Raw genomic sequence first — 23,737 nt, 5'->3', positions numbered from 1 at the left:
TCCGATGACCCTGAAGTTCCACTGGTTCCTGCCCACGAACGGAGGCGACGGCCGGCACGTCGTCAGCGGCGGCCACGGCGTCGATGCCGGCAGTGCCGGGCGTCCGGCCTCCGTGCCGTACCTCGGCCAGGTCGCACGCAGTGCCGAGCAGCTCGGCTTCGAGGGAGCACTCACGCCGACCGGGGCCTGGTGCGAGGACGCGTGGCTGGCCACCGCGATGCTGGCACCCCTCTCGGAGCGGCTGAAGTTCCTGGTCGCCTTCCGTCCGGGCCTGACCTCGCCGACGCTGGCGGCACAGATGGCCACGACCTACCAGAACCTCAGCGGGGGACGCCTGCTGCTGAACGTGGTGACCGGGGGAGAGAGCCACGAGCAACGGGCCTACGGCGACTTCCTCGACAAGGACGGCCGCTACGCCCGGTGCGACGAGTTCCTCACGGTCGTCCGTGCCCTGTGGGCCGGAGAGACCGTCGACTACGCGGGGGAGCACCTCGCGGTCGAGGGGGCACGCCTGCAGCAGCTGCCACACGTGCTTCCGGAGATCTACTTCGGAGGGTCCTCGCCCGCTGCTGGGCGGGTGGCAGCGCGTCACGCCGACGTCTACCTGACCTGGGGCGAGCCGCCCGCGGCCGTCGCCGCGAAGATCGCCTGGATCCGCGCGCTGGCAGCCGAGGAAGGACGCCAGGTCAGGTTCGGCATCCGGCTGCACACCATCCCGCGCGACACCGCCGCCGAGGCCTGGGCCGAGGCGGACCGCCTCCTCGCCGGCATCGACGACGCGACGATCGCGTCCGTGCAGAGCGGGCTCGCCCGCAGCGAGTCGGAGGGACAGCGGCGGATGCTGGCACTCAACCGAGGGACCCGCGACGACCTCGAGGTCTACCCCAACCTCTGGGCAGGCATCGGCCTGGTTCGTGGCGGAGCCGGGACCGCCCTGGTCGGGAGCTTCGACGAGGTCGCCGACCGGATCGAGGAGTACCACGAGCTCGGGATCGAGGAGTTCGTGCTGTCCGGCTATCCCCACCTCGAGGGCTCCTACTGGTTCGGCGAGGGCGTGCTGCCGATCCTCGAGCACCGCGGGCTGTGGAAGCATCCCGCGCCCCCGTCGTACGCCCAGGCGTCGGTGCCCTTCGGGTCGGTGGTCGCATGAGCACGGCAGTCGTGGTCGGGAACCCCAAGCCGGGATCCCGCACGCTCGCTGCGGCGCTCCACGTCGGCCGTGAGCTGAGCGGCGCCGAACCCGAGCTGGTCGTCGATCTCGCAACGCTCGGGCCCGCGCTCCTGGACTGGTCGTCCGCCGAGGTGGCTGACCTCGTGGAGCGTGTCGGATCCGCCGACCTGGTCGTCGTCGCGACACCGACGTACAAGGGCACGTACACCGGGCTGCTCAAGCTGTTCCTCGACCGGTTCGCCGCGGGCACAGGACTCCGGGGCGTCGCGATCCCGGTCATGCTCGGCGCCTCGGAGGCCCACGCGCTCGCGCCGGAGCTTTCCTTGCGCCCCGTGCTCGCCGAGCTCGGCGCGACCGTCCCCGGTCGCGGGCTCTTCGTGATCGACACCGACCATGAGAACCCGGCGGCCTACGCCGACTGGCTCGACGCGACCCGGCCGGTCGTCACGACGCTGCTGACCGCGCGGGGGGTGGCGGTGTGACCCCGGAGCTGATCACCAACCAGGACCTCGATCCCGAGCTCCTGCGCCAGGCTTTCGGGATCTTCCCGACCGGAGTCGTCGCCGTCGCCGCGGAGGTCGACGGCACACTGGTCGGCCTCGCGGCGAGCTCGTTCACCAGCGTCAGCCTCGACCCGCCGCTGGTGTCGTTCTCGATCGCCCGGACCTCGAAGACCTGGCCCGACCTGCGGCGCTCCCCGCATCTCGGGGTGACGGTGCTGGCCGACCACCAGCACGGCGTGTGCCGCCAGCTGGCCGGCGATCCGGAGCGCCGCTTCGACGGGGTGCCGATCAAGGTGAGCCACGACGGAGCGGTCACCCTCGTCGAGGGCCTGGCGCGGTTCGACTGCACGATCTACAACGAGGTCGACGCCGGAGACCACGTCGTGGTCCTCCTCGAGCTCCACGCGGTCGACCAGACCGACACCAGCGGTCCGCTCGTGTTCCACAGGAGCGCCTTCGGCAAGCTCGCGGTCTAGTTACCGGCCCGGTCTGCTGGACGCCCATCCTGTCGCTGACCACGAATGCCCGCCGTCCTGGAGTCCCCACAGCCCTCGAACCCATTCGTCCACCACCCCAAGGAGTACTGCGCATGACCACCGAGACCACCCCGACCAGCACCACCGCACCGGTTGCACGGCGAAGCCGGCCGGTCCGGCCGGGAACACCCGAATGGACCGCCCTGCTCGAGCGGATCGCCGCCGGCGCAGCGGAGCGTGAGCGCGACCAGACGCCGCCGCACGAGATCATCGGCTGGGTCAAGGAGGCCGGGGTCGGGCGGCTCCGGCTGCCGGTCGAGGACGGTGGCGCCGGCCTGACCCTTCCGGAGCTGTTCGCCGCCCTGATCGACCTGGCGGAGGCCGACTCGAGCGTGCCGCACATCCTGCGCACCCACTACTGGTTCGTCGAGCAGCACCTGCAGTCGAGCAACGACCCGGCCTTCCGCCGACGTCTGCTCGAGCTGGCCGGCAACGACCTGCTCGTCGGCAACGGCTTCAGCGAGCAGAGCAAGCGGCCGGTGGGGCTGTACTTCGACACCGCCTTCACCCCGGATCCGGCCGGCGGCTACCGGCTCAACGGCACCAAGTACTACTCCACGGGCAGCATCTACTCCGACCACACCCAGATCTGGGCCGCGGCTCCCGACGGCCGGATCGCGGGAGCGGTCATCCCGGTCGACCGCGCAGGCGTCTCGATCCTCGACGACTGGGACGGCTTCGGCCAGCGCTTGACCGGCACCGGGACCACCCACCTGGACGACGTCCACGTCGCGGAGGAGGAGTACTTCGACCTCGGTGAGCCCGACGGCGAGCCGGTTCCGGGCTACCAGGGCGCGTTCCTCCAGCTGTTCCTCCAAGCCGTGACCGCCGGGATCCTGCGCAGCGTGCGCAACGACGCGGTGGTACTGGTGAAACGCCGAGCACGCAACTACAGCCACGCCAACTCCCCGCAGACCCCGGCGGAGGACCCGCAGGTGCTCCAGGTGGTCGGCGAGATCGCAGCGGACGCGTTCGCTGCCGAGGCGATCGTGCTGCGCGCGGCGCAGGCGCTGCAGGCCGCGGCCGACTCCGTCGTCGACGGGATCCCGGGCGAGGCCGAGGCCCAGGCGGCGCAGCGCGCCGCTGCCGAGGCCAAGGTCGCGGTCGACCGGTTCTCCTACGCCACGGCCGCGAAGCTGTTCGACGTGGGCGGCACCTCGGCCACGCAGGCCGCGCACAACCTCGATCGCCACTGGCGGAACGTCCGGACGATCTCGACGCACAACCCGACCTTCCTCAAGGCCTCTGCGCTCGGCGCGAACTTCGTCCACGGCACGGCGTTCCCGGCGAACGCCTACTTCTGAATCGGAGCGGCTCATGTCTGCAGTTGGTCTCACCTTCGTCGGCGCCGTGCTCTTCGTGAACGGCCTGCTCTTCCTCGGCAAGATCGATCCGAAGAGCGCCGGCGTCTTCAACTTGTTCGTCGGATCGCTCCAGACGGCGATCCCGTTCTGGCTCATCACCCACGCGACCTCGCAGGACGACATCCTCGGCGCGGCCGGGATCTTCCTCTTCGGATTCACCTACCTCTACGTCGGCATCGGCAATCTCAAGGGATACGCCGCCGACGGGCTCGGGTGGTACTCCGCATGGGTGGCGCTGATGGCCGCCGGGTTCGGCATCGTCAACATCGTCCGGTTCCATGACACGGCGACCGGCCTCCTGTGGCTGCAGTGGTCGGTGCTCTGGGGTCTGTTCTGGGTCGTGCTCGCGCTCGGTGTCGAGCGCCTCACCCCGGCGGCGGGTTGGCTGACCCTGATCCAGTCCTTCACGACCTGCACCATCCCTGGGTTCGTCATCCTGCTGGGCAAATGGGCCGACGTCCCGCTGTGGACGATCTGGGCCTCGATCGCGGCGTCGACCGCCGTCGTGGTTCCGATCGCCCTGCGGGCCCCCGCCCCGCCGGCGGTCTCGGCGCGGCCCGAGGCTGCCGCAGCCGCCGCCTAGTCGCCGCACAGCCGGTCCCCCGGGCTCGAGTCCTCGGTGTCGATGGAGACCGTTCTGCAACCGTGCCCGACCTGTCGGGCTCATCGTCGTTGGATCTGGGGCCTGACCGCGGCGCTGCGTGCGGGGTCTACCTCTGACTCACGGCGGCAGCCAGGCAGGCGCCTGGCCCCACGCAGGGTCGATCGCCAGATTGCAGAGCTTGCGCACTGTGTCCCGCGGATGGTCACGCACGGTGTGCGGACGCGATTGCGCCCCGGGTGGCTCATGTGAAAGGAAGTCCGCGTGACGTCCCCGGCCGAGCAGCCCGACTCAGCGCACGGGGCGCGCGGACTGATTCCGCTCGGAGAGGCGACTCGGACCTGGTTCGCCATCTCGTTGCAGACCTTCGGTGGCCCTGCGGGTCAGATCGCGGTGATGCAGCACGCGCTGGTCGACGACAAGCGGTGGATCGGGCAGCGGCGGTTTCTCCACGCGCTGTCCTTCTGCACGTTGCTCCCAGGACCAGAGGCCCAGCAGCTGGCGATCTACATCGGTTGGCTGCTCAACGGGGTACCGGGTGGGCTGATCGCCGGGATCCTCTTCGTACTGCCCGGCGTGCTCGCTCTGCTCGGGTTGTCCGCCCTCTACGTGAGCGCCGGCGACACCACGATCGTCACCGCCGTGCTGGCCGCGGTGGCGCCGGCGGTGCTGGTGATCGTGGCCCAGGCCGTGGTGCGGGTCGGGGGACGAGCCCTGGGACACCCTCGGCTGGTGGCGCTCGCCGCGGCCGCGTTTGTGGCGCTGTCGGTCTTCAAGATCCCGTTCCCGCTGGTGATCGGTGTCGCCGCCGTCGTCGGCTGGGCGCTCGGGCGCTGGGCGCCCGACACGATGAGGGAGAAGCATCCTGCGCGTGACGACCCCGAGGGGCCGACGCCCCTGATCTCCGACGACCAGCTGCACAGCGAGCCCCCGAGTGGGATCCATGCAGTGAAGGTCGTCGGCGTGGGTGTCCTCGCGTGGGCTGCCCCGGTCGCGCTCGTGCTGGCACTCGCCGGACGCGACAGCATCTTCGCCGACATGGCCACGTTCTTCACCGGCGCAGCCCTGGTCACCTTCGGCGGTGCCTACGCCGTGCTGGCCTATGTGGCGCAGAAGGCCGTGCAGTTCTACGGCTGGCTCACCCCGGGGGAGATGATCACCGGCCTGGCGCTGGCCGAGACGACCCCCGGTCCGCTGATCATGGTCGTCCAGTTCGTCGCCTTCGTCGGTGCCTACCACGACCCGGGGTCCCTCAACCCCTGGGTGGCCGCGGTCCTGGCGTCGCTGCTGACCACGTGGGTGACGTTCGTGCCGTGCTTCGTGTTCGTCTTCGTGGGCGCCCCCTACGTGGAACGGCTCCGTGGCAACCACGCCCTGTCCGCGGCGTTGAGGGGCATCATGGCCGCCGTGGTCGGCGTGATCGCGAACCTCGCTGTCTACTTCGCGATCCACACGCTGTTCAGCGACGTCAGGACCATGGCGTGGGGACCCGTCGAGCTCCAGCTGCCCCAGCCCGGCAGCCTCAAACCACTCTCGCTGGGGGTCGCGCTCTTCGCGGCGATCCTGCTCTTCCGGGCTCGATGGTCGGTGATGCGGACCCTGGGAGCATGCGCCCTGGTCGGCCTCGCGGCCGGGATCTTCCAGCTGTTCGCGACCTGACACGAGCTCGCCGAAAGATGATCGCCTCTCGATCGACGGCCGGGGTCCGGTCAGGCCCCGATCCGGTCCTGGCGACGCGGACTGACCGTGACGGTCACGAACGGGTCGTCGCCGCGCGTCGACGTGTCCACGTCGACCCGGATCCCGAGGAGCCGGGCGGCGCTGTACGCCCTCCACTGCACGTCGACCAGGCGCTGGTGCGGAACCCGGTCCACGCGAGCGACGTACTGGCCGTGCGTCTGCAAGGCGTGGGCGATTCTGGCCGCGCTGTGCTCGTGCCGTTCCGGCCGTGCTCCCGCGGCACCCATGTCCGATTCATACCCTTACGTCGGATTCTTCAAACATCTGCGTCCGCCCGAGGGCACGGAGCAGTGCGAGATCCGCGCGATCTCCGGGCGCGCTAGGCGGCCAGCGCGAGCTGCTCTGCTCGCTTCTTCACGTTCCTCAGGTGGTCGCGCGACATCACGAAGTCGGCGGGCACGATGCCCAGCCAGCCGCCGAGCGAGAACCACCACGGCGTGGTGACCCAGCGGGAACGGAAGTGGTAGCGCGTGCGGCGGCCGTCATCGATCGGGGTCAGGACGAAGGTCCACGTCCAGTCGAGCGTCGCGCGATCCCGCCAGCTCATCGGCAGGTGGCTGTTGGAGCGCAGCACCAGAACACGCTCCGGCTCGAGCGCGACGACGTACAGGCCCGTCTTCGTCTCCGGCTTCCCGTCCGGGATGAACGTGCCGACGGAGATGTCCTGCAGGGCCGGCACGATCCGGTCCGCGCTCGGGCCGTTGTCCGGGAACAGCAACCGGTCCACCCACCGAGCGGTGTACCAGGCACCGCGCCCCCAGCCCATCTGGACCAACCAGGGCCACACCGCGGACGGCGGCGCGTCGATGGTGATCGCATGGTCGGTCTGGACCGTCGCGTGCGGCACGAGGTCGTCACCGGGCAGCCGCTCGTCCCTCTCCTCCGCGGTCGATCCGTAGGTCCGGCCCAGGTGGATGAGACCCACCTCGGCCGCCGCCGCGACCGCTGCCCCGGCCACGCCGGGGCGCCACTTCGACTGCATCGCGCCTCCCGTCTCGTAGGACCAGGACTCCATCGTCGAATCCGGCCTTCGAGGTGAGGTAGGGGCGAAGGTCCAGTTCCAGGAGGGCGGTCGGTGACCGGCCGGAAGCTGACCCGCGCCGATCAGGCGGCTGAACCGTCGCCGCGCGCCGAGCTGGGGTCCGGCAGCGGAAGCCTGCAGATCCGGTGCGCCTGCCTGGCCGGTACGCCGAACATGCGGAGGAGGTTCTCGGCGAGCCGATCGGCTGCGGCGGCGTCGTCACGCTCCGGTTGGTCGTGCAACAGCTGGCCGAGGCACAGGAGCGCTCCCGCGGCCATCGTGACCGCGAGGTCGACGTCCTCGACCTGGAAGCGCCCGGCATCCACGCCGGCCTGGATGTCCCGGCGGGCCCGGGGGGCCAGCCCGTCCTCCGCGCTGAGGAGGCGCGTGGCGTTGTTGAGCAGCACCCGGCTCAGGTCGGGCTCGCGGCGGTGCAGCCGCCCGGCCAGCCGGAAGCTGGTGGCGAAGACCTCCGCGGGGTCCTCGATCTCCGCGGTCACCCTGTCGAGCAGCTGGCCGTAGGAGTCCAGCACCGACTCGAGGGCCGCCTCGAAGAGCTGCTCCTTGGTCTCGAAGTGGTTGTAGAAGGAGCCCATCCCGACGTCCGCGGCCTGGGTGATCTCCAGGATCGGAACGTGGGTCCGGCCCTCGGCGATCAGGGTCTGCGCGGCCCGGATCAGCGCGGCCCGGGTCCGTGCCTTGCGCCGGTCGAGCCGGTTTCCCTGCTGGCTCGGTGCCTCGGTCATGGGCGTCTCCCTCCTCGGTCACGCTCACCCTACCTCGTTCTGCTCAGGACTGACGAATTCCTCAGAAACACTTGACTGAAGCGATGTTCGTAAGTGACGATTTCGTCATCAACGACCGAGGAGAGCCGATGAGCAGCCACCACGGAACCCACAACGACCTGCACAGCGAGCAGGGCGCGCTGCGGGGCGAGCACCCGGGGCGGGCGAAGAATCCGGTGATCAAGGTGCGCGACCTGGCGTGGCTGGAGTTCGAGAAGCCGGACCTGGCCGCGTCCGAGCGGTTCGCGCACGCGTTCGGGTTCGCCACCGTGTCCCGCACCGCCGACGAGCTGATCCTGCGGGGGACGGAGGCCGGCGGGCCGTGCGTGATCGTGAGGAAGGGACCCCGCTCCCGCTTCCACGCGGTCGCGTTCGAGGCGGACGATTCGCAGGACGTCCTCCGGCTCGCCGACGCCACGGGCACGACGGCCGCGAAGCTCCCGGAGAACCTGGGCGGCCTGGGCGTCGACCTCGCCGATCCCGGCGGCCTCCGGGTGCGGGTGGTCGCCGACCTGCACCGGCACGAGGACCTGCCGGCGCAACAGCCGCAGACCTTCAACGTCGGGAGCGGCGCCGCGCGCACGAACCACACGCAGCGTCCGCCGCGCGAGCCGGCACGCATCGAGCGGTTGGGGCACGTCGTGCTGCAGCGCACCCGGTACGTCGAGACGCTGGACTGGTACCTCCAGCACCTGGGCCTGATCGTCAGCGACTTCCTGTACTACGAGGGCCAGCGCGAGCGCGGTCCCACGATGAGCTTCATCCGCTGCGACCAGGGGATGACGCCGACCGACCACCACACGCTGGCGATGACGCTGGGCCCGTCGAACCGCTACGTGCACTCGGCGTACCAGGTGCTCGACCTGGACGCTCTGGCGGCCGGCGGGGAGTACCTCCGCGACAGCGGCTACCACCGGTCGTGGGGGATCGGGCGGCACATCCAGGGCAGCCAGATCTTCGACTACTGGCGCGACCCGGACGGCTTCCTGGTCGAGCACTTCACCGACGGCGACCTGTTCGACTGCACCCTCGAGCCCGGCTGGGCCCCGATGACCGCCAGCGGCCTCGCGCAGTGGGGACCTCCGGCCACCAAGGACTTCCTCGGCCTCGCGCCGGGACGCGAGTCGCTCACGGAGGCGGCGGCGATCCTCCGCGCCCTGCGTGACGACAACGAGTTCGACCTCTCCCGCCTCCGCGGCCTGCTGAAGGTGGCCTCCTCGTGAGCACCTCGGTCCTCCGCACCGCCGACGCCTGGTGGGTCCTCACGGACGCCGGCGCCGTGCGCATCGACACCTCCGCGACCACCACCGCCGAGCTCCTCGGCGACGCCGAGGAGATCGACGCGGCCTTGCACGGCGGCGACGCGGTCGACCCGGACTCGCTCACGCTGGTCTCGCCGGTGACCGCACCGTGCCGGGTGGTCGCGCAGATGACGAACTACGCCAGCCATGTGCGTGACGCCGGGCTGAACCCCGACAGCATCCCGCTGACCTTCTTCCGCAAGGCTTCGGGCTCGATCAGCGGTCCGTACGCCGACATCGTCTCGCCCGCCCACGTGACCTGCCTCGACCACGAGGTCGAGATCGGCTTGGTGATCGCGCGTGAGGTCCCGGTCGGCACCGACGTGACGCCCGAGAACTGGGCCTCGTTCGTCGCCGGGGTCGTGATCACCAACGACGTGTCCGCCCGCGACGTCCAGCTGCCGAAGACCCAGTTCTACGAGTCGAAGTCCTACCCGACGTTCACCCCGGTCGGCCCGGCTCTGGTGCTGCTCACCGACGACGAGCTGAAGCGCTTCGGCGACCTCCGGCTGCGGCTGTGGGTCAACGGCGAGCTGCGCCAGGACTCCGTGGTCGACGGCGACATGCTGTACCCGCCGCTGGACGCCCTGCGCGCACTCAGCCGGTTCCAGCGCCTCGACGCCGGCGACCTGCTGCTCACCGGAACCCCCGTGGGCACCGCGCTCAGCGCGCCGCCGAAGCCGGTCGAGCTGATCGCGTCGCTGCTGCCGACCGCGACCAAGTGGCGGCTGTTCTTCAAGGCACAGAGCAAGAACCTCAAGTACCTCCGCGACGGCGACGTGGTCGAGCTCGCGATCGGCACCGACGACGGTGCCCTCGACCTGGGCCGGCAGCGCACGGTGGTGCGGCGCGCATGAGCCCTCTCGTCGTCCTCTCCGTCGTCCTCGCCGCGGTGTTCGCGATGCTCGGCACCGCGAAGCTGCTCGCGGTGCCGTCGATGCAGACCCGTGCGGCCCACGTCGGCTTCACGGTCGCCGCCTACCGACGGATCGGCGCCCTGGAGGTGGGCGGTGCACTCGGCCTCGTCGCCGGTGTTGCGGTGCCCGACCTGAGGGCCGCGGCCGGCGCCGGACTGCTGCTCCTCCTCGGTGGAGCCGTGACCGCGCACCTCCGCGCCGGCGACGGGATCAAGGACGCTGCGCCCGCCGTGGTCCTGGCGATCCTTCTTGCCGTGGTCGTCGCGCTCACCGCCGGAGCACTGTGATGAGCACCGACGCGCGTGAACCGTGGCCCGTCGTCGTGGTGGGCGCCGGCCCGACCGGGGTCACGGCCGCGACCCTGCTCGGCCAGTACGGCGTCCGCGTCCTCGTCCTCGACCGCTGGGACGGGGTCTACCCGCAACCGCGCGCGGTGCATCTCGACGACGAGATCTACCGGATCCTCCACCGTCTCGGTGTCGCCGCGGACTTCGCCGCCATCTCGCGACCGGCGCGTGGGATGCGCCTGGTGGACCGCCACCACCGGGTGCTCGCCGAGTTCGATCGCGACGGCGAGCAGGGGAGGCACGGTCACCCGCGGGCGAACATGTTCGACCAGCCCGAGCTCGAGCAGCTCCTGCGCGCGAACCTGGAACGACAGCCGACCGTGACCCTGCGTGGCAACGTCGAGGTGTCCGAGGTGGCGCAGGACGGCGAGGGCCGCGTGCGGGTCGACCTCACCGACCGGCGCACCGGCGCGCACGAGTCGGTGCTGGGCACCTACGTGCTCGGCTGCGACGGTGCCAACAGCGTGGTCCGGGCTGCGATCGGCGCCCGGATGGACGACCTCCGGTTCGAGCAGCGCTGGCTGGTCGTCGACGTGGCGACAGGCGCGGACCTCGGTCAGTGGGAGGGGGTGCACCAGGTGTGCGACGCCGCCCGCGCCGCGACGTACATGCGGATCGGGGAGCGTCGCCACCGTTGGGAGTTCCGGCTGCTCCCGGGGGAGACCGCCGCCGACTACGCGACCCTCGAGGCGCTGCTGCCGCTGCTCCGGCCGTGGGTCTCCGACGTCCCGCCCGCGGACCTCGAGCTGGTCCGGTGCGCGGAGTACACGTTCCGCGCCCAGCTGGCCGACCGCTGGCGCGACCGCCACGTCTTCCTCCTCGGCGACGCCGCGCACCTGACCCCGCCGTTCATCGGCCAGGGGTTGTGCGCCGGGTTGCGTGACGCGATGAACCTCAGCTGGAAGCTGGCCGGCGTGCTCGACGGACGCCTGCCGGAGCGCGTGCTCGAGACCTACGAGGCCGAGCGTCGCCCGCACGCCCGCGCACTGATCCGGCTCGCCAAGCTGATGGGCGTCCTGATGACGCAGGGGGGCCGCGTCGGTGACCTCGCCCGCCACCTCGTCGTGCCCCGGCTGCGTCATCTGCCCGGACTCCGGGCGAAGGTCCTGGACAGCGAGACCCCGCCCCTGTGCCGGACCGCACTCGTGCAGCGGCCGCGCCTCCGGCGGTCGCTCGTCGGCCGGCTGTGCCCGAACGCGGTCCTGGCGGACGGCCGCCGGCTCGACGATGCCGTCGGCAACCAGTTCGCGGTCGTCTGTGCCACGGAGGTCTCCCCGTCCCAGCGCGACGCACTCAACCGCCGCGGGACGGTCCTCGTGGAGGCAACGCCCAGCACGCCGCTCCACCGCTGGCTCACGGAGCAGGGCAGCACGGCGGCCCTGGTCAGGCCCGATCGCACCGTGATGATCGCGGGCCGGGACGCGGAGAGCATCTGCGCGGCCGCGCCGGGGTTCGCGCTCGCCTCGGCGGGCTGACCCGACGGACCGTCAGCCCAGGCGGCCGGCCGCCTCCACGAGCCCGCGGAGCCGGCCGGCCAGCTCGGCGTCGAACGACCCGGGGTCGGCCCGCCAGGTCCAGTTGCCCTCGTCGGTGCCCGGGGTGTTCATCCGGCAGTCGCTGCCGAGGCCGAGCAGGTCCTGGGCCGGTACGACGGCCAGCCGGGCCGTCGAGGCGAGGGCGAGCCGGATCAACGCCCAGGGCATCGGCTCGTCGGGGTCGAGGAGGTACGACCGCACCAGCCCGCGAGTCCCCTCGTCGAGCTCCGACCACCAGCCGACCGTGGTGTCGTTGTCGTGGGTGCCGGTGTAGACGACGCTCTGTTGACCGTGGTGCGCCGGCAGGTACGGGTTGTCGGGACTGCCGTCGAACGCGAACTGCAGGATCTTCATGCCGGGCAGGCCGAAGCGCAGCCGGAGCTGGTCGACCTCCGGAGTGATCTGGCCGAGGTCCTCGGCGACCAAGGTGCCCGGGCCGGCGGTCTCGACCAGCGCGGAGAGCACCGCGTCTCCCGGCCCGCGCACCCAGGCGCCGTCGCGCGCGGTCGGCGCTTCGACCGGCACGTGCCAGGCGGCCTCGAAGCCACGGAAGTGGTCGATCCGGACCAGGTCGAAGAGCTCGCGCTGACGGGCGATCCGGCGGCGCCACCAGGCGAACCCGTCGGTGGCCATCGCGTCCCAGTCGTAGTGCGGGTTGTTCCAGCGCTGCCCGTCGGCGGCGAAGTAGTCGGGCGGGCAGCCGGTCACGGTGGTCGGCCGGCCGCTCTCGTCGAGCTGGAAGAGCGCGCGCGACGCCCAGACGTCCGCGCTGTCGAGGGAGACGAAGATCGGCAGGTCGCCGAAGAGCAGCACGCCCTTCGACGCGGCGTACGCGTGCAGCGCGTTCCACTGCAGGGCGAAGACCCACTGGTCGAAGCGCAGCTGCTCGACCCGCTCCGCGACCGGTGCGAGCGTCTCGGCGACCCGGTCCGGGCGCCGGTCGCGCACGCCCGGCTCCCAGGTCGGCCACGGTGTGCCGCCGACCAGCTCGCCGAGCGCGATGTACTCGACGTACGGCTCGAGCCAGTCCCGCCGCTCCGCGCACCACGTCTCGTACGCCGCCCGCTGCTCCTCGTCCAGCGCCCGCAGGTCGCCCAGACCGTCCGCGGCCTGCCGCTCGCGGCTGATCAGGTCGGGGTTGCCCGCCATCGCCGACCGGGCGTTGTAGGGCGACCCGTCCTCCTCGTGCGTCGGCACCAGCGGCAGCACCTGCCAGACCGTGCACCCGGCGTCGGCGAGGAAGTCGACGAAGCGGTAGGCGGCCTCTCCGAGGTCACCCGGGCCCGAGGCGCCCGGCAGGGACGTGACGTGCAGCAGCACTCCTGCCCGTCGGGTGTCGAGCGGCGCCACCGGCGTGCTGGGATCCATGGTCCTCCTCGTGATCTGCGCGAGCGTATCCGGAGGCCGGTCGCGGCCGCGCACACGTCAGCAGCGGCTGATCTGGCAGACCGACGAGCGCAGCGGCGAGCTGCCGCTGACGGGGTCGCTGGGCGTCTGGCTGAGGACCAGGTTGAGGTTGACGCCGTCGGCGGCGTACGGGTCCTGGTCGGGGATGTCGAGGTCGGCGCAGCCCTGCGACCAGCCGTGCTGGCCGCACACGACGTCGGGGTCGAGGCTGGCGTTGAGCTTCGCCCGCGCCCGCACACTGCCCAGGGGAGTGTCGATCCGGACCCAGTCGCCGGCCGCGACGCCGCGCGCGGAGGCGGCCTCGGGATGGAGCTCGACCAGCGGGTCGGGCACCGCCGACCTCAGCTCCGCCACCTGGCGGTACTGGGTCTCGCAGAACCTCTGCGCCTTCGCGCAGGTCAGCACCAGGGGGAAGCGCTCCGCGAGATCGGGCCGGGAGCGCGGGCTCACCGCCGGCTCGATGAACGTCGGCAACGCCGGTTGGCCGTGGTCCTGCAGGGTCTCCGACCAGATCTCGACCAGGCCGCTGGGCGTGCGGAACCCGCGCGGGTGGTCGCCGTCGGACTCCGCGTGCTTCTCGTGCCTGGTCGGGAGCGGCACCGTGATGCCGCGCGGCTCGGCGCGCAGCTGCTCGAGCGTCAGCCCGCTGGGGCCGAGCTGGTGGCGCCAGGCGGCCTCGAGGTCGCCGTCCCAGAAGTGCTCGCCGAGCCCGAGACGCACGGCGAGCGCGAACACGATCTGGAGGTCGGACCAGGCCTCGCCGCGCGGCGGTACGACGGGCTGCCGGAGCTGGACGTGGGCCTGGGCCTCCTGGCTGACCTCGAACCCCACGCGCAGTGCCTCGGACTCGAACGGGCTCGCCACCGGCAGCACGATGTCGGCCAGCGCCGCGGTCGGGCTCATGAAGAGGTCGGCGTGCACGAAGAAGTCCAGGGAGGTGAGGGCGTCGCGCCCGCGAGCGCTGTCGCCGTGGGCCATCACGAGGTTGGCGCCGAAGTCGATCAGTGCCCGGGCCCGGTAGGGGCGCGACTCCAGCGCCGCGGTGTAGAGGTCCTCGCCGGTCACGAACTCGAACCGCGCCGGGCCCAGCGGCCGGTCGTCGAGCCCGATCGCCTTGGCCCGCTGGGCGGGGTCGATCAGCTCCATGCCGTCGATCGGCGCGGTCGGGACGGCCGTGAACAGCACGTTGCCGCCGGGTGTGTCGAGCGAGCCGGTGAGGGCGTAGAGCACGTTGATCGCCCGGATCGTCTGGGTGGTCGTGCTGTGCTGCTCCAGCCCGCTCCAGGTGTAGAAGGCCAGCGGTCGCGACGTCCACAGCGTCTCGGCGGCCCGCTCGAGATCCTCGGCGGGCACGCCGGTGAGGTCGGCGGTCGCTGCCGGGGTGAGGTCCTCGCAGTGGGCGCGCAGCTCCGCGAGCACGGGCCGGCACGGTACGACGCCGTCGCGCAGCGCCACGTCGTACCTCCCGTCGAGCGCCAGCCGCTCGGGTGCCACCGCGCAGCCGCGGGTCGCCGGGTCGTGGAGCACCGGTGCGCCGGCCACCTCGTCCCAGGCCACCCGCTGACCGGACGGCCCGGGCTCCGCGAGATCGTCGGCCCGGAGCAGCCGCCCTGTGTCGGTGCGGACCAGCAGCGGTGCGTCCGTCCACCGGCGCACGAACGCCTCGTCGTACCAGCCGCGCCCGAGCATCACGTGGACCAGCCCCAGGGCGAGCGCCGCGTCCGTGCCCGGCCGCACGCGCAGCCAGTGGTCGGCCTTCGCCGCCAGGCCGACCCGCCGCGGGTCGACCACGACCAGGCGCGCGCCGCGGTTCACCGCCTGGACGGTGGCAGTGGCGTGGACGAGACGGGAGACCGAGGGGTTGTAGCCCCAGTAGAGGATGCAGCCGGCGTGGGCGAGGTCGGGCATGTAGCCACCCGGCACCGGTGCACCGTAGGTGTACGTCGATGCGAGGTGCCGTCCCCATCCGCACAGCTCCATCGCATTGGTGAAGTTGGGGCTGCCGAAGGCCCGGCGCAGCCGGATGATCCAGTCGACCGAGTCGCTCAGCGCGGACGTCGACGGCGAGGCGGAGGCGAAGACGACCGCCTCGGGTCCGCTCTCCGCGGCGATCCCGGTGAGCCGCTCGGCGACCGTGTCCAGGGCCTCGTCCCAGCTGATCCGGACCCAGCCGGGGTCCGCGGCTCCCTTCGGAGCCGTGCGTTTCATCGGGTGCAGCAGCCGCTCGTGGTGCGCCACGATCGCAGGCGCGGCCTTCCCCTTGACGCAGACGGCCTGCCCGGTCGGGTGGGCCGGGTCGGGCCCGAGTGCCGTGAACAGGCCGTCCTCCACGGTCGCCGTCGCCCCGCACCGCGAGACGCAGAGTGCGCAGAACGTGGGCACCTGCCGGACCTCGTGCTCGGTCATGGCGCCTCCGCAGTGGATGGGGCGGGACGGGTCTCGAGCAGTCTAGGTTCGCGCGAGCCGGTTGCGGTCGGTCTCACCGGGCTCGTTCACGAGTTCGTGAGAAGTCCCGGCAAGCCTCAGCGGCGACGGACCTCGGACCTGAATAATGCAGGCATGCTCGTCCACGGCGCGATCATCCCGCCACGCGCCGCCGTCGAGGCCGTCGACGCCGTCGTCCGCTCGATCCGCGTCCCCGTCGAGCCGGTTGCCGAGCCCACCGGCTCCAAGGGCATCCGGGGGCGCTTCGGACGGCACCGCGCCGACGCCGAGCCGCCTCCCGAGCCGCCCGCGATGCTCGAGCACGTGCGGGTGGAGGACATGCAGTTCCCGATCACCGGCTTCGGCAACCTGACCACGCACGACACCCACCGGGTGACCGAGTCGATCAAGGCGGCCGCTGCCGACTGGCATCCCGTCACGCTGCGCTTCGCCGGGGGCACCGCGCTCGACTTCCCGGGCGACTGGTCGGTCTGGGCCAAGGTCGAGGGCGACCTCGACGAGGTGTTCGCGATGGCGCGCAGCGTCCCCCAGTCTGTCGAGGGCCTGGGCTTCTTCGTCGACCGCCGCAAGTTCAGGCCGATGATGTCGGTCGCGAAGGTCACCCCCGCCACCACCGGGCCGTTCCTGGAGAAGGTGGTCGCCGCGCTGGACGCGTTCCGCGGCGAGGAGTGGACGGCCGAGATCTCGTTGCTCAAGGAGACCTTCGTGGGCGGGCGCCCGCAGCTCGTCGAGTTCGAGCGGATCGGCCCCCGCCCGTGACCGCTGGTCGATCGACCGGCTCGACCGGGCGCTCACCGGGACCGCCACCGGGGACCACCGCGGCCGCCTTCGTGGCCGCCGCCGGCTGATCGCGACGACTCTCGGGCGGACAGGGGAGTGCGGGGGCGTCGCGGCGGGTACTATGGCTCTCACAGCGACCCTGTCGTTGCCGCGGCTCCGCGGTGAGGGTTCGCTTCCCGTTCGTCCGGTGACCAGCTCGAGGGGTCATCGGTCCCGCAGGTCCGGCGGGTCCGTGAGGGCTCGGCGTGCGCGTTCTGCCTCGCGCGTCCGGCGGGAGTTTCGCCGGTTGTCTGCCGCAGCCGGCCGGAGGAGGAGTTCTTGGCCAGACGTGTCCGTCGCCGTACCGGTGGCACACGCACCGCGACCGCGGCTGCGACCCGCACGCCCGCGCGGTCGCGCAACCGCGACAACGAGGGGATCATCCCGATCCTCGCCCGCGCCGTGCGCGAGGTCGAGGGTGCCGCGGAGCGCGGTCGGCTGAAGCCGGCGGCGCGCGTGAAGTTCCAGGCCGTCGCGCTGCTCGCCCGTGAGGCGCGGGCCGCGGTCAGGTCCGACACCTCGAGCACCGAGGCCCGGCGGGCCAGCGAGCTCAAGCGCCTGGACGGGATCGGCACGATCCTGGCCAAGACCGCCGCCCGCGACACCTCCCTGCTCTCGCTGCTGGCCGAGGACGCCGCCGTCACCGACGCGGTGCGCGACCTCAAGCACGACATGCTGCGCGCGGCCGGCGTCGAGGCCGAGCAGCCGGTGGAGACCGAGCCCGCCGTCGAGACCGTCGAGACACCGGCCCAGGAGCGACGCAGGGTCCCGCAGTCCGTGATCTCGCGGCAGCTGGCCAACCCGTTCCTCACCCCGCAGTTCAGCTCGCAGCCGAAGAAGGTCAGCCCTCGCGTGCTCGCCGGGTGGGAGCTGCTCGGCCCGCTCTTCAAGTCCTTCGAGTACGCCGGCCAGCGCTCCTCGATGGCGCTGCCCGACCCGACGGTGATGCACACCGCGAGCGGCAGCGACCTGATGCCCCACCAGGCCCAGGTGGTCGCCGCGGCGCAACAGGGCCACCGCACCTTCCTGCTCGCCGACGAGCCGGGCCTCGGCAAGACCGCCCAGGCGCTGCTCGCCGCCCAGGCGGCCGACGCCTACCCGCTGCTGTGCGTCGTGCCGAGCGTGGTCAAGACGAACTGGGCACGCGAGGTCGGGCTCTGGACGCCGAAGCGCCGGGCCACCGTCGTGCACGGTGACGGTGACGACGTCGACGCGTTCGCCGACATCGTGATCGTCAACTACGAGGTGCTCGACCGGCACATCGGCTGGTTCGGTGACTTCGGGTTCCGCGGCATGGTCGTCGACGAGGCGCACTTCATCAAGAACAAGTCCTCCCAGCGGTCCCAGCACGTCCTGCAGCTCTCCGAGCGGGTGCGCCGGCGTACGCCGAACCCGCTGCTGATGGCCCTGACCGGCACCCCGCTGATCAACGACATCGAGGACTTCCGGGCGATCTGGCAGTTCCTGGGCTGGATCGACGACAAGGCACCGCAGGGCGAGCTGATGGCACGCCTCGAGGAGGCCGGGCTCACGCCACTCGACCCGGGGTTCTACCCGGTCGCCCGCACCTGCGTGATCGACATGGGCATCGTCCGCCGCCGCAAGGTCGACGTCGCCAAGGACATCCCTGCACGACGGATCGCCGACATCCCGGTCGAGCTCGACGGGGAGGCCGGGCAGTCGATCCGCGACGCGGAGCGCGAGCTGGTACGCCGGCTCGTCTCCCGCTACGACCGGGCGATCGGCAAGCGCCGGGCCGAGAGCAGCGAGGCCGGCACGGGCATCGACCGCGAGCTCGTGCACCGGATCGCCTCGGCCGAGCGCAAGGCCACCAGCGAGTCGAAGACCGGCGACAACGTCTTCTCGATGATGCGACGGATCGGCCAGGCGAAGGCGGCACCGGCGGCGGACTACTCCGCGCAGCTGGCCCGCAGCGTCGGCAAGGTGGTGTTCTTCGCCAAGCACATCGACGTGATGGACGCAGCCGAGGACATCTTCGAGCGGCGGGGTCTCGGGTTCGTGTCGATCCGGGGCGACCAGACGAGGACCGCGCGCCAGAACGCGATCGACGCCTTCACCAACGACCCCGACGTGGCGGTCGCGGTCTGCTCGCTGACCGCCGCCGGCGTGGGCGTCAACCTCCAGGCGGCGTCGAACGTCGTGCTCTCCGAGCTGTCCTGGACCGACGCCGAGCAGACCCAGGCGATCGACCGGGTCCACCGGATCGGCCAGGACATGCCGGTCACCGCGTGGCGGATCATCGCCGCACAGACCCTGGACACCAAGATCGCCGAGCTGATCGACAGCAAGGCCGGCCTCGCCGCCCGGGCCCTGGAGGGCTCCGACGAGGACCTGCCCGCCTCCGCCGACATCCAGCTCGAAGCCCTGGTCAGCCTGCTGACCGACGCGCTCGAGGCGCGCCTCGAGCCCGCCGGCACCTTCGGGACCGACGGGACCTTCGGGATCGAGCTGGGGACGTAAGCCCGTTCTGCGGGCCGTGGCCGAGGAGCACGCTGGAGCCATCCCGGACGTGAGGACGTGGTGGCGATGATGTGGGACGACGGTGACCGCTGGCGCATGCACGACCAGGGCGCGGGCTGGCTGATGGTGCTCCTGATGCTGGTCGTGGTGATCGCGGTCGTCGTGGCGGTGGTCGCGATCGTGCGCGGCACGACCTCGCTCTCACCCGCGGCGCACCCGGCGCCCGGCACGCGAGGCCCCGACCCGCGCGCGATCCTGCAGGAGCGGTTCGCCCGCGGCGAGATCGACGAGCAGGACTTCCGCACCCGGATGCGAGCGCTCGACGACACGGTGACCTGACCGCCGCGACGTTCCCGAGAGTCGCGCGTCGGGCGGCCGACGGGACGCGGTCGGCCAGGAGCTGTACTGCTGGTCGTCCCTCTGAGGCGCGCTGGTTTCGGCAGGCTCAACCACCGGCCGGCGCGCCCCTGATCAGTCGATGACGCGCAGCCGCACCGTGTCGGCCAGGCTGCCCAGGTCGGCGAGCACCTCGTCGGAGACCAGCGAGTTGGTGTCGGTGACGACGTACCCGAGCGAGCCGCGGGTGGCCAGCACCTGCGCCTCGATGTTGATGTCGTGCTCGGCCAGGATCTGGTTGAGGTGCGCCAGCACACCCGGGGTGTTGTGGTGGACGTGCGCCACCCGCTGGGCGTGGGCGACGTCGCCGGGCGCCAGCATCGGCAGGTTGACCGACAGCGTCGTGGTGCCGTGCAGGGCGTAGTCGCGCAGCTTGCCGGCCACGAAGCGGCCGATGTCCTCCTGGGCCTCCTCGGTCGAGCCGCCGACGTGCGGGGTCAGGATGGTGTTCGGCAGGCCGATCAGCGGCGAGCTGAACGCGTCGCCGCGGTTCTTCGGCTCGTTGGGGAACACGTCGACCGCCGCGCCGGCGATGTGGCCCGAGGCCAGCGCCTCGTGGAGCGCGTCGTAGTCGACGACGAAGCCCCGGGACAGGTTGAGGAACAGCGAGCGAGGCCGCATCCGCGCGAACTGCTCGGCACCGAAGATGCCCGCGTTGCCGGCGCGCCCGTCGACGTGCAGCGTGACCGCCTCGACCTCGTCGAGCAGCTCGTCGAGGGTCGAGCACCGCTTCGCGTTGCCGAGGGCGAGCTTCTCCTCGGTGTCGTAGTAGTAGACCTGCATGCCGAGCATCTCGGCGATCACCGACAGCTGCGAGCCGATGTTCCCGTAGCCGACGATGCCGAGCTTGCGGCCCCGGATCTCGTGGCTGCCGCTCGCCGACTTGTCCCACACGCCCCGGTGCAGGGCGGCGTTGCGGTCGGTGAGCCGGCGGGCCAGCGCGATGATGTTCGCGATCGCGAGCTCGACCACCGAGCGTGTGTTGGAGTACGGCGCGTTGAACACGGCCGTGCCGGTCTCGGTCGCGGTCGCGAGGTCGATCTGGTTGGTGCCGATGCAGAACGCGCCGACTGCCACCAGGTCGGGGCACGACCGCAGCACGGAGCCGGGGACGTCGGTCTTCGAACGGATGCCGAGCAGGGACACGCCGTCCAGGGCGGCCGCAAGCTCGGTCTCGTCGAGCGCGCCGCCGCGCACCTCGACCTCGATGCCGGCCGCCGTGAGGATCTCGGTGGCCAGCGGGTGGACGTTCTCGAGCAACAGCGCCTTCACGGACCAACTCTCTCAGGTCGGCGTCCGCCGACCGCGACCGCGTCCACGTCACGGGCGGGCAGGTGCGCCTCCACCCGGAAGGCCCCGATAATGGCGATGTGAACGATCAAATCGAGCGATCGCCCGACAGCGCCCTGCGGCAGGACATCCGTCAGGTGACCTCGATCCTCGGCGAGACCCTCGCCCGGGTGGAGGGCGAGGGGCTGCTCGAGCTGGTCGAGACGGTGCGCGCCCACGCGAAGAGCGACCGGCTCGAGGACCTGCCCGACCTGGAGGTCGCCACCACCACCCGGCTGGCCCGCGCGTTCACGGCGTACTTCCACCTGGCCAACGTCACCGAGCAGGTGCACCGCACGGTGGGCGTCCCGGGCGAGGCCGCGGGGCCGGGCGGTCCCGGGGGCTGGGTCGCCCGGGCGCTGCAGCGGATCTCCGACGCCGGCGTCGACCCCGAGACGCTCGCGGCGGAGCTGCGGCACGTGACCGTCCGCCCCGTCTTCACCGCGCACCCCACCGAGGTGGCCCGCCGGTCCACGCTGGAGAAGCTGCGCCAGGTCGCGGCACTGCTCACCGAGCCCGAGAGTGCTCGCCGCACCCGCCGGCTGACCGAGTCGATCGAGCTGCTCTGGCAGACCGACGAGATCCGGGTCGAGCCGCCCGAGCCGGTCGACGAGGCGCGCAACGGCGTCTACTACCTCGAGGGGCTGGCCTCCGCGGCGGTGCCCGACGTGCTCGAGGCGCTGCGCGACGAGCTGACCTCCCTCGGGGTAGACCTCCCCGCCGATGCGCGGCTGCTGCGGTTCGGCACCTGGATGGGCGGCGACCGGGACGGCAACCCGAACGTCACCCCCGAGATCACCCGCGAGGTGCTCACGCTCCAGGCGGTCCACGGCCTGCGCCTGCTGCAGGCCAAGGTCGACGAGGTACGCCGCACCCTCTCGGTCAGCGAGCGGGTCTCCGACGTCTCGCCCGAGATCAGGGCTCGCATCGAGGAGCTGCTGCCCGGCCTGCCCGAGGTCGAGCCGAGGTACCGCCGGCTCAATGCCGAGGAGCCCTACCGGCTCTTCCTGACCTGCATGCACGTGCGCCTGCAGCTGACCGAGCGCCGAGTCAGGGCCGGGGAGCGGCACCGCACCGGTCGCGACTACCGCGACGACACCGAGCTGCTCGACGACCTGCTGCTGCTCCACCGGTCGGTGCTCGAGCACCAGGGCGCGGTGGTGGCCGGCGGCGAGCTGGAGCGGCTGGTGCGCACGGTGGCCGCGACCGGCCTCACCCTGGCGACCCTCGACGTGCGCGAGCACGCGGACAAGCACCAGCACGCGGTCGGCCAGCTGCTCGACCGGCTGGGTGAGCTCGACGAGCCGTACGCCGACCTCGACCCGAAGGCGCGCCTCGACGTGCTCTCCCGCGAGCTCGCCGGCCGGCGGCCGCTGGCCCCGCAGCCGCTGCCGCTGGACGACGACGGCGCGCGCACGGCCGAGACCTTCGTGACCATCGGTCGCGCGCTCGACGCGCTGGGCCCGCGAACGATCGAGAGCTACATCATCTCGATGACCCGCGGTGCCGACGACGTCTTCGCGGCCGTCGTCCTCGCGCGGGAGGCCGGTCTGGTCGATCTCGCCGCGGGCGTGGCCCGGGTCGGGTTCGTCCCGCTGCTGGAGACCGTCGACGAGCTCGAGCGGGCCGAGCAGATCCTGGAGGACCTGTTCGGCGACCCGTCGTACCGCCGGCTGCTCGCGCTGCGGGGCGACGCGCAGGAGGTCATGCTCGGCTACTCCGACTCCAACAAGGCCGGGGGCATCGCGACCTCGCAGTGGCAGATCCAGCAGGCCCAGCGCCGCGCCCGTGACGTCGCCCGGCGCCACGGCGTGCGGCTGACCTTCTTCCACGGTCGCGGCGGCTCGGTCGGACGCGGCGGCGGGCCGACGTACGACGCGATCATGGCGCTGCCGTTCGGCACCGTCGACGGCGAGGTCAAGATCACCGAGCAGGGAGAGGTGATCAGCGACAAGTACGCCCTGCCCGCCCTGGCGCGCAACAACCTCGAGCTCATGCTCGCCGCGACCATCGAGGCGAGCGTGCTGCACAAGACCGACCGGCGCACGCCGGAGCAGGCCGAGCGCTGGGACGACACGATGGACCTCGTCTCGGCGCGCGCGCACGCCGCCTACCGCGCGCTGGTCGAGCAGCCGGCCCTGCCCGACTACTTCCTCGCCTCCACACCCGTCGACCTCCTCGGCGCCCTTCACATCGGCTCGCGCCCGGCCCGGCGCCCCGACGCGGGCGGCGGCCTGGACAACCTCCGCGCGATCCCGTGGGTGTTCGGCTGGACCCAGTCGCGGCAGATCGTCCCCGGCTGGTACGGCGTCGGGTCGGGTCTCGCGGCCGCCGGCGACCGGCTCGAGGTGCTGCAGGAGATGTACCGCACCTGGCCGTTCTTCCGGACCTTCCTCGACAACGTCTCGATGACGCTGGTGAAGACCGACCTCGACATCGCGGCCCGGTACGTCGACGCGCTGGCCCCCGCCGAGGTCCGCCCGTTGCTCGACGACATCCGCGCGGAGTTCGACCTCACCGTCGCCCAGGTGCTCGCCGTCACCGGCGACGAGGCCCTGCTCGACCGCGACCCCGTGCTCCGCACCACGCTCGAGATCCGCGACAACTACCTCGAACCCCTGCACCACCTGCAGATCCAGCTGCTCGCCCGGTACCGCCGCGGCGAGGACGACCCCGAGCTCGAGCGCGCCCTGCTGCTGACGATCAACGGCATCGCGGCGGGGATGCGGAACACGGGCTGAAGGTTCGCCTGCGGCTGGGCATGTGCGCCTTCGGCGCACGATGTGATGGCGCCTGCGGCGCGTGTGCGGCTGCGCCGCACGGGGTCCGTGGTTGCGGGTGCGGGTGCGTGTCCCGGTGACCCCCTCGCTCGCTGGGGAGTGCGCGTCGCCCCGACTTCTGTGCCGCTGCCGCCGGGTTTGGTCTTGGGGCGCCGCGCTATCCCTTGACGCGAGCCTTCGGGCGCCCCCGGGCCCCGCCCCCGCCTCGGAGGTCACGGTCCCCGGGTGGTGGAGATTCTCTGGATGTGTCCACCACGGG

General features: G+C 71.9%; 20 protein-coding genes. 14 read left to right on the top strand and 6 right to left on the bottom strand.

The genetic code is table 11. From position 1 onward, the window contains the following. The first annotated feature begins 4 nt into the window (after nt 1-4). From EFL26_RS21185 to chrA, 6 genes are all read left to right on the top strand, one after another. Complete coding sequence (locus tag EFL26_RS21185; protein WP_123224911.1) at nt 5-1,150, top strand: LLM class flavin-dependent oxidoreductase; 1,146 nt, start codon at nt 5-7, stop codon at nt 1,148-1,150. Further along, entirely contained in the window at nt 1,147-1,653 is a 507-nt protein-coding gene (locus EFL26_RS21180) for an NAD(P)H-dependent oxidoreductase (RefSeq protein WP_123224910.1), read from the top strand. Before EFL26_RS21185 ends, EFL26_RS21180 begins: the two co-directional genes overlap by 4 nt. After that, complete coding sequence (locus EFL26_RS21175) at nt 1,650-2,150, top strand: flavin reductase family protein (protein WP_123224909.1); 501 nt, start codon at nt 1,650-1,652, stop codon at nt 2,148-2,150. Before EFL26_RS21180 ends, EFL26_RS21175 begins: the two co-directional genes overlap by 4 nt. 113 nt (nt 2,151-2,263) lie before the next feature. Next, nucleotides 2,264-3,514 carry an acyl-CoA dehydrogenase family protein gene (locus tag EFL26_RS21170; RefSeq protein WP_123224908.1) on the top strand — a complete coding sequence of 417 codons (1,251 nt, stop codon included), beginning with the start codon at nt 2,264-2,266 and terminating at the stop codon, nt 3,512-3,514. Nucleotides 3,515-3,527: 13 nt separating this feature from the next. Further along, nucleotides 3,528-4,157: an AmiS/UreI family transporter gene (locus tag EFL26_RS21165; RefSeq protein ID WP_123224907.1), complete on the top strand. Its 630-nt coding sequence runs from the start codon at nt 3,528-3,530 to the stop codon at nt 4,155-4,157. 282 nt (nt 4,158-4,439) lie between these two features. Next, a complete protein-coding gene (chrA, locus tag EFL26_RS21160; RefSeq protein WP_123224906.1) occupies nt 4,440-5,834 on the top strand; it encodes a chromate efflux transporter in 1,395 nt (464 codons plus the stop codon). A gap of 50 nt (nt 5,835-5,884) precedes the next feature. On the opposite strand, the gene EFL26_RS21155 is transcribed toward chrA, so the two are convergent. From EFL26_RS21155 to EFL26_RS21145, 3 genes are all read right to left on the bottom strand, one after another. After that, nucleotides 5,885-6,079: a hypothetical protein gene (locus tag EFL26_RS21155; protein WP_123224905.1), complete on the bottom strand. Its 195-nt coding sequence runs from the start codon at nt 6,077-6,079 to the stop codon at nt 5,885-5,887. A 155-nt stretch (nt 6,080-6,234) separates the two neighbouring features. After that, nucleotides 6,235-6,930 (bottom strand): SRPBCC family protein, encoded by a 696-nt coding sequence (locus EFL26_RS21150; RefSeq protein WP_123224904.1) that lies wholly within the window; start codon nt 6,928-6,930, stop codon nt 6,235-6,237. An 89-nt stretch (nt 6,931-7,019) separates the two neighbouring features. Next, complete coding sequence (locus EFL26_RS21145) at nt 7,020-7,682, bottom strand: TetR/AcrR family transcriptional regulator (RefSeq protein ID WP_123224903.1); 663 nt, start codon at nt 7,680-7,682, stop codon at nt 7,020-7,022. Nucleotides 7,683-7,810: 128 nt separating this feature from the next. Here EFL26_RS21145 and EFL26_RS21140 point away from each other — a divergent pair, with 128 nt between their 5' ends. From EFL26_RS21140 to mhpA, 4 genes are read left to right on the top strand one after another with little or no spacing between them, the layout of a single operon-like run. After that, a complete protein-coding gene (locus tag EFL26_RS21140; protein WP_123224902.1) occupies nt 7,811-8,944 on the top strand; it encodes a VOC family protein in 1,134 nt (377 codons plus the stop codon). Further along, complete coding sequence (locus EFL26_RS21135; protein ID WP_123224901.1) at nt 8,941-9,879, top strand: fumarylacetoacetate hydrolase family protein; 939 nt, start codon at nt 8,941-8,943, stop codon at nt 9,877-9,879. Before EFL26_RS21140 ends, EFL26_RS21135 begins: the two co-directional genes overlap by 4 nt. Continuing rightward, complete coding sequence (locus EFL26_RS21130) at nt 9,876-10,226, top strand: DoxX family protein (RefSeq protein WP_123224900.1); 351 nt, start codon at nt 9,876-9,878, stop codon at nt 10,224-10,226. Before EFL26_RS21135 ends, EFL26_RS21130 begins: the two co-directional genes overlap by 4 nt. Further along, complete coding sequence (gene mhpA / locus EFL26_RS21125; protein ID WP_123224899.1) at nt 10,226-11,761, top strand: bifunctional 3-(3-hydroxy-phenyl)propionate/3-hydroxycinnamic acid hydroxylase MhpA; 1,536 nt, start codon at nt 10,226-10,228, stop codon at nt 11,759-11,761. The genes EFL26_RS21130 and mhpA overlap by 1 nt, the downstream gene beginning before the upstream one ends. A gap of 12 nt (nt 11,762-11,773) precedes the next feature. On the opposite strand, the gene malQ is transcribed toward mhpA, so the two are convergent. Together malQ and EFL26_RS21115 are read right to left on the bottom strand one after the other, a co-directional pair. Further along, nucleotides 11,774-13,189, bottom strand: coding sequence for a 4-alpha-glucanotransferase (gene malQ, locus EFL26_RS21120; protein ID WP_123224898.1), 1,416 nt, complete (start codon nt 13,187-13,189; stop codon nt 11,774-11,776). A 57-nt stretch (nt 13,190-13,246) separates the two neighbouring features. Then, nucleotides 13,247-15,634: a molybdopterin-containing oxidoreductase family protein gene (locus tag EFL26_RS21115; RefSeq protein ID WP_123224897.1), complete on the bottom strand. Its 2,388-nt coding sequence runs from the start codon at nt 15,632-15,634 to the stop codon at nt 13,247-13,249. 153 nt (nt 15,635-15,787) lie between these two features. On the opposite strand from EFL26_RS21115, the gene EFL26_RS21110 reads away from it, so the two are divergent. The 3 genes from EFL26_RS21110 to EFL26_RS21100 all read left to right on the top strand — a co-directional run bounded on the left by EFL26_RS21110 (nt 15,788) and on the right by EFL26_RS21100 (nt 19,312). Then, nucleotides 15,788-16,432: a 2'-5' RNA ligase family protein gene (locus EFL26_RS21110; protein ID WP_123224896.1), complete on the top strand. Its 645-nt coding sequence runs from the start codon at nt 15,788-15,790 to the stop codon at nt 16,430-16,432. A 339-nt stretch (nt 16,433-16,771) separates the two neighbouring features. Further along, nucleotides 16,772-18,973: a DEAD/DEAH box helicase gene (locus tag EFL26_RS21105; protein WP_123224895.1), complete on the top strand. Its 2,202-nt coding sequence runs from the start codon at nt 16,772-16,774 to the stop codon at nt 18,971-18,973. A 57-nt stretch (nt 18,974-19,030) separates the two neighbouring features. Beyond that, on the top strand, nt 19,031-19,312 hold the full coding sequence (locus EFL26_RS21100) for an SHOCT domain-containing protein (RefSeq protein ID WP_221177091.1): 282 nt from the start codon (nt 19,031-19,033) through the stop codon (nt 19,310-19,312). Nucleotides 19,313-19,444: 132 nt separating this feature from the next. Here the strand turns inward: EFL26_RS21100 and serA are convergent, their stop codons facing one another. Continuing rightward, a complete protein-coding gene (gene serA, locus EFL26_RS21095) occupies nt 19,445-20,641 on the bottom strand; it encodes a phosphoglycerate dehydrogenase (protein ID WP_123224894.1) in 1,197 nt (398 codons plus the stop codon). Between the two features lie 98 nt (nt 20,642-20,739). Here serA and ppc point away from each other — a divergent pair, with 98 nt between their 5' ends. Beyond that, on the top strand, nt 20,740-23,439 hold the full coding sequence (gene ppc / locus EFL26_RS21090) for a phosphoenolpyruvate carboxylase (RefSeq protein WP_123224893.1): 2,700 nt from the start codon (nt 20,740-20,742) through the stop codon (nt 23,437-23,439). Nucleotides 23,440-23,737 lie beyond the last annotated feature (298 nt).

This window comes from Nocardioides pocheonensis, assembly GCF_003725535.1.
In the GTDB taxonomy this organism is placed as follows: Bacteria; Actinomycetota; Actinomycetes; order Propionibacteriales; family Nocardioidaceae; genus Marmoricola; species Marmoricola pocheonensis.
The sequence above is the reverse complement of the archived record's forward strand: the minus strand, read 5'-3'. Positions and strand labels throughout refer to the sequence as shown.

Excerpts from the sequence above, each read along its gene's own strand:
- malQ (WP_123224898.1), bottom strand. The coding sequence starts at position 13,189 with ATGGATCCCAGCACGCCGGTGGCGCCGCTCGACACCCGACGGGCAGGA.
- EFL26_RS21180 (WP_123224910.1), top strand. The coding sequence starts at position 1,147 with ATGAGCACGGCAGTCGTGGTCGGGAACCCCAAGCCGGGATCCCGCACG.
- EFL26_RS21185 (WP_123224911.1), top strand. The coding sequence starts at position 5 with ATGACCCTGAAGTTCCACTGGTTCCTGCCCACGAACGGAGGCGACGGC.
- mhpA (WP_123224899.1), top strand. The coding sequence starts at position 10,226 with ATGAGCACCGACGCGCGTGAACCGTGGCCCGTCGTCGTGGTGGGCGCC.
- EFL26_RS21150 (WP_123224904.1), bottom strand. The coding sequence starts at position 6,930 with ATGGAGTCCTGGTCCTACGAGACGGGAGGCGCGATGCAGTCGAAGTGG.
- EFL26_RS21140 (WP_123224902.1), top strand. The coding sequence starts at position 7,811 with ATGAGCAGCCACCACGGAACCCACAACGACCTGCACAGCGAGCAGGGC.
- EFL26_RS21170 (WP_123224908.1), top strand. The coding sequence starts at position 2,264 with ATGACCACCGAGACCACCCCGACCAGCACCACCGCACCGGTTGCACGG.
- EFL26_RS21165 (WP_123224907.1), top strand. The coding sequence starts at position 3,528 with ATGTCTGCAGTTGGTCTCACCTTCGTCGGCGCCGTGCTCTTCGTGAAC.
- EFL26_RS21110 (WP_123224896.1), top strand. The coding sequence starts at position 15,788 with ATGCTCGTCCACGGCGCGATCATCCCGCCACGCGCCGCCGTCGAGGCC.
- EFL26_RS21145 (WP_123224903.1), bottom strand. The coding sequence starts at position 7,682 with ATGACCGAGGCACCGAGCCAGCAGGGAAACCGGCTCGACCGGCGCAAG.
- EFL26_RS21130 (WP_123224900.1), top strand. The coding sequence starts at position 9,876 with ATGAGCCCTCTCGTCGTCCTCTCCGTCGTCCTCGCCGCGGTGTTCGCG.
- EFL26_RS21115 (WP_123224897.1), bottom strand. The coding sequence starts at position 15,634 with ATGACCGAGCACGAGGTCCGGCAGGTGCCCACGTTCTGCGCACTCTGC.